Raw genomic sequence first — 4,884 nt, 5'->3', positions numbered from 1 at the left:
GGTCGGCAGCTGAGCCTCAAACCGTCGGATCGCAGGTCGCCTGAAACTCACCGATCCACAGGTCTTGACGATATCTCCACTCCCGATCCGTGTCTCCGGCACATCCACTCCTCGTAGTGTATGCCTCTACGGTTCAGGGCAGGTTCAGCATGTCGGCGCCGCCAGCCGCCCGAACTGGGAAAGCGACCGCTTAATTTGCCTCGGCCGATGACTCTAGCTTCGTGTCAGGAGTGAGGTGCACCCCACGCACTTCCGCAATTGCCGAAAAGGCGCCCCACAAAAAAGCGGTCAACTCTTCGACAAGGGCATCCTTGCTGACGGTCGGGGAATTCAGCCAGCGCAGCACACCAAGTCCCACCGCTCCCAGAGCAGCATCCACAACATATTCAAAGTTGGCGCCCTCGCCACCACGCGCCTCGATAGCGGCTGACCAAACATCCACCGTGGCGTCCGAGAGCGGCCTGCCGCCCTCGATCAAATCCGCGGGCGAACGCCCGTCCCTGAAGTGGGAATTCACCAGGAAACGAAAAAGATTAGGCCGCTTATCCACGAGCCCGACGTAAGCGGCCACCGCGGAGCTGACCAGCTCCAGCGCCGTGGTGGCGGCATCAAACTGCGGCACGACTTGCTCGATGATCATCTCCTGCACCCGCTGGCCGACCGCGGCGAATAAGGCGTCCTTATCCGCGAAGAATCGATACAGCTTGGGCCTGGGGATCCCCGCGGTCTTTACGACATCGTCGATGGACAGGTCAGGCCCATACTCGTCGATCGCGCGAAGCGTCGCTTCTATCAGCTCCGCCCGCACAGCAGCTCGATGCTCGCGCCAACGATCGGCTCGGGCATCTCCGGTCAACTCCGGTAGCAGCCGCCCCACGGCACCCAGGTTCATCGACACCCCGAAATTCTAATCTAAAAGCTAAAGCTACTGCACAAGCCAACGGTGCGTCAGGCAACTCCTCACGCGTTGAGCCTCTCGGTGCCCGCCTGGAAGCGCCTGAACGTCGCGCCGCGCGTGACGATCCGTCTTCACCATCATGAACGCGATTCATCGTAGCGGCCGGCCGACCCACCACGAGGGAGATTCGAAATCCAATTCTATTGACGGGTTGTGACGGTGATGCCACCATCAACCCATGCGCACTGACTGCAGGGATCATTCTGTAGGCGATGCCACGGCGGAGTCTTTGGCCTGGGCTGGTGGCGCATGACGATGGTGTTCGCGTCTGGCACTCTAGAATTGCCGGCTGAGGCGGTTTTCGACTACGCTGTCGACTACCGCCGGATGCCGGAGTGGGTCTTTGGGTTGCGCACCATTACGCCAATCGGCGAACTATCAGACGGGGTCGGCGCCGAATTTCGAGGAACCGGCAAGATCGGCCCAATCGCGATGACCGGAACGAGTCGCATCACCGAGTGGGAGCCGTGCCGGCGCATCACAGAGGCCTTGGTGACCAACAACGGCATAGTTGCCTTGGCAGCCGTTGCCACGACGCCGATGGGATCAGCAGTGACCCGCGTTGACATAACTGCCGACTACAAGTTCCCCGGTGGGCTCGCGGGCAAAGTCCTCCAGCGCGCTATCGAGCCGTTGCTTGGTTCAGGTATCCGACACACTGAACGAGCACTGCGTCGGCAATGTCTACGCACCTGCTGAACAGCTCCCACACACTGAGCCGTCCCGGCGTTTCCGGAGACTCCCGATCTTGGGAGGATTCGAGTTATGGCACGCCCGAGCAAGTATCCCGACGAGCTTCGTGAGCGTGCAGTGCGCATGGTCGCTGAGGTGCATCCGCAGTACCCCTCGCAGTGGGCGGCGATCACCGCAGTAGTCGAAACCCGGAACGAGGGCCCCCATACGTCTGGACCAAGACCGTCGACCAAATCTTGATCAGCATCGTCGGCAACTACTGCACCAAAATTAATGACTCAGGGCACTAGTTCGTTTGGGTGGCGTCCGGAATCCGGTGTAAATCGGCCTGCGGAGGTTCTGGCTTCGGTGAGTGATGCTACGCGGTGGCGCTGACGGTTTCGGTGGTGCTGCTAGCGAAGTCCGGGGTGTGCTGGGGCCACAGTTGCCGGGGTGGTTGCAGCAGGCTGCGGCGCAGGTCTTGGAGCTGGCGCAGCCCGGCGGGGGTCATGGTGAGTCCGCGCCAGCCGCGGGATGCGCGGTCGAGCACGGCCCAGGCGATGCTGTTACAACTGGTCTCGCCAGGGAAGCGGCCGATAACCTTTGCGCGGCGGCGGGTTTCTCCGAAGGTGCGTTCGATGAAGTTCGAGTGGCGGATGCGGTGATGATGTTCGGGCGGGAACCGCAGATAGGCGGTCAGGCCCTCGCGCTCGGTCAGCATGATCTTCATCGCTGCCGGGTAGGTGGTCGTGTAGCGGGTAGCGAACGCGGTCAGCCGGGCGTCGACCAGTTCGACCAGCCGCGGACCGGGCTCGGTTTTGAGGTCCTCAGTGTCGAAGCAGGCCCAGTAGCCGTCGCGGATCTCGGCCTGCATCCCGGCCGGGATCTTGGCCAGCACGTTGCGTAACCGCTGGATCAGGCAGCGTTGCCGCAGCGCGGTCGGGAAGACCTGCTCGATCGCGGCGATCAGGCCGCGGGCACCGTCGGAGATGACCAGCAGCGGGCACGCTAGCCCACGGTCGGTGAGATCGGTCAGGAAATCGGCCCAGGCCTCGGTCGACTCCACCACGCCGGGGGCCAGGCCAACAAAGACGGGCTTGCCGGCGGTGGTGACGCCCCACGCGGCCAGGATCGGCTCGGCCGGCGAGCCGGGATGCATCCGGAAGAAGGAGGCATCCAGGAACAGCTAATCGAGCACGACATCGCCCAGGGGCGCCGCGCCCAGGTGTTGTACTCGGTTTTTATCGCTTGGCATACCTGCGAGACAGTCGATTTCGAGATCGCGGCCTGATCACCGAGCGCATCGGCAAGGGTGGCCTCGACATCACGCACCGACAGTCCGCGCACGAACGAGGCGATCACCAGCGATTCCAGCGCATTGGTTTTGGTGACGTGCTTGCCGAACAGGCGTGAGACGAACGCGGCGGTCGTGCCGCGCAGCTTGGGCCGCTCCAGGGTGACTGGGCCGACGGTGGTCTTGACCGTCGCTGGCCGATAACCATTGCGCGCCCCGGGGCTGCGCATCCGGCGCGGCCGCGGCGCGTTGGTAGCGGTCACGGCCGAGGAACTCGGTCACCTCGGCCTCCAGCGCGGCCTGCATCAGCAACTGTGCGCCGAGCCGGGCCACCTCCTCCAGAATCTCGGGCAGCTCACGATCGGATGCGAACAGCTCGTCGATCTTGGCGCGAACACGATCAGTCGGCGATACTCGTGCAGGCACGGGCATAGGTCCTTTCTTCGATGACTTGGTAGGTCTCGAAGCAGAACCTATGCCCGGCCCATTTACACCGGCTTTAGGACGCGACCGTTCGTTTGCCTTTTCTTCCCAGACTGCGCCGGACGCCGAGGCGACGCCGCCCTCCCGCCGCCTTGACGACAAGTGCTAGTGTGGCCGTGCCCAGCACAAGGTAACGGCGCCACCCCAGCGCCTCCACGACCATTGCTACCGAGGCCGTGGCCAAGACAAGCACTACAACGCCCGAACGGCGAATCGAATCTAATCTCATGGCCAATAACTATAGCGTTCGTCGCGACCGTCTGGAATGCAGGCCATGGCCTTTAAGAGCTCCACACTGAATCGCCCCGGCATGTCCGGAGACTCCACTTCTTGGGAAGGTTGGAGTCATGTCAGGTGGTTCATTGAGGAGGTATCCGCCGGAGCTGCGTGATGAATCGCCCTGGTTCTGTCGGAGGCTCGGGTTATTGGATTCCGATCAGGGGTTGGTCGGTCCGTTGTGCATCGTAGAAGGTGGCTTCGAACTCGGTCGGAGGAACGTCGGCGAGGTAGCTGTGTAGGCGGCTGGTGTTGTGCCAGTACACCCAGGCCAGGGTCGCCAGCTCGACGTCCTCGACGGTCTTCCAGGGCCCGGTGTGAGCCGGCCCGTAGATCAGCTCGGCCTTGTAGTAACCGTTGACGGTCTCGGCCAGAGCGTTGTCGTAGCTGTCCCCGATGGTGCCGATCGAGGGCACCGCACCGACCTCGGCGAGACGTTCACCGTAGCGGATGGAAGTGAACTGGGACCCGGCATCGGAGTGACATGTCAAGCCCGGCAATGTGTTTCCACGTGACCAGCGGGCCATCTCGATCGCGTCGAGCACCATGGTTGTGCGCATGTGGGAGGCCACCCGCCAGCCCACGATCATCCGGGAGTAGGCATCGACGATGAAGCACACATACGCCACCCCAGCCCAGGTCGGCACGAATGTTAGATCCGTGACCCACAGTTGGTTCGGCGTAGTCGCCGTGAACTTCCGCTTGACCAGATCGGGGTGGCGAGGCGCTGTCAGGTCGGGTTTGGTGGTGCGGACCCGTTTGCCGCGCCGCGCTCCTTGGATGCCGGCTGCGCGCATCAGTCGGGCGACCTGGTCTCGCCCGACGTCGTGGCCGGCACGGCGGGCGGCTTTCCACAGCTTGCGGGCGCCGTAGACCCGGTAGTTGTCCCACAGCGCCACCAGGGCGGGCGCCAGCTCGGCGTCTCGACGGGCCCGTGCCGACAGCGGCCGTGCCTTGGTGTCGTAGTAAGTACTCGGGGCCACCGACACCCCTGCGGTGCGCAGGACGGTGCAGATGGGCTCGACCCCGAATTCCCCACGGTGGGTGTCGATGAAGTCGACTACTTCTTGTGTTGGCGGTCGAGCTCCGCGCCGAAGAAACTGGCCGCTCGTTTCAGAATCTCGTTGGTTATCTGAGGTTCTCAGCGTCCTGTCGATGATGTAAACGACACGCGGTCCGGGGTGCGCCGAGATCCGTTGTG

2 protein-coding genes, 2 pseudogenes and 1 other annotated feature are annotated in these 4,884 nt (G+C 63.2%); of the genes and pseudogenes, 1 reads left to right on the top strand and 3 read right to left on the bottom strand.

All coding sequences use genetic code 11. The annotated features are described in order from the left end of the window. Nucleotides 1-190: 190 nt before the first annotated feature. Complete coding sequence (locus AWC17_RS24910) at nt 191-892, bottom strand: TetR/AcrR family transcriptional regulator (protein ID WP_033721584.1); 702 nt, start codon at nt 890-892, stop codon at nt 191-193. Nucleotides 893-1,207: 315 nt separating this feature from the next. Between AWC17_RS24910 and AWC17_RS24905 the strand changes: the two genes are divergently transcribed. Then, nucleotides 1,208-1,657 (top strand): SRPBCC family protein, encoded by a 450-nt coding sequence (locus AWC17_RS24905; RefSeq protein ID WP_007172254.1) that lies wholly within the window; start codon nt 1,208-1,210, stop codon nt 1,655-1,657. 352 nt (nt 1,658-2,009) lie between these two features. Here the strand turns inward: AWC17_RS24905 and AWC17_RS34245 are convergent. Beyond that, nucleotides 2,010-3,350, bottom strand: a pseudogene (locus tag AWC17_RS34245) (IS256 family transposase). Between the two features lie 479 nt (nt 3,351-3,829). After that, nucleotides 3,830-4,809: pseudogene (locus AWC17_RS24890) on the bottom strand (IS3 family transposase); the annotation flags it as partial. Further along, nucleotides 4,658-4,789, bottom strand: a sequence feature (AL1L pseudoknot). (Overlaps the previous pseudogene by 132 nt.) Nucleotides 4,810-4,884 lie beyond the last annotated feature (75 nt).

It is taken from the genome of Mycobacterium nebraskense (genome assembly GCF_002102255.1).
GTDB classification, from domain to species: domain Bacteria; phylum Actinomycetota; class Actinomycetes; order Mycobacteriales; family Mycobacteriaceae; genus Mycobacterium; species Mycobacterium nebraskense.
This window is presented reverse-complemented; position numbering and strand designations above follow the sequence as displayed.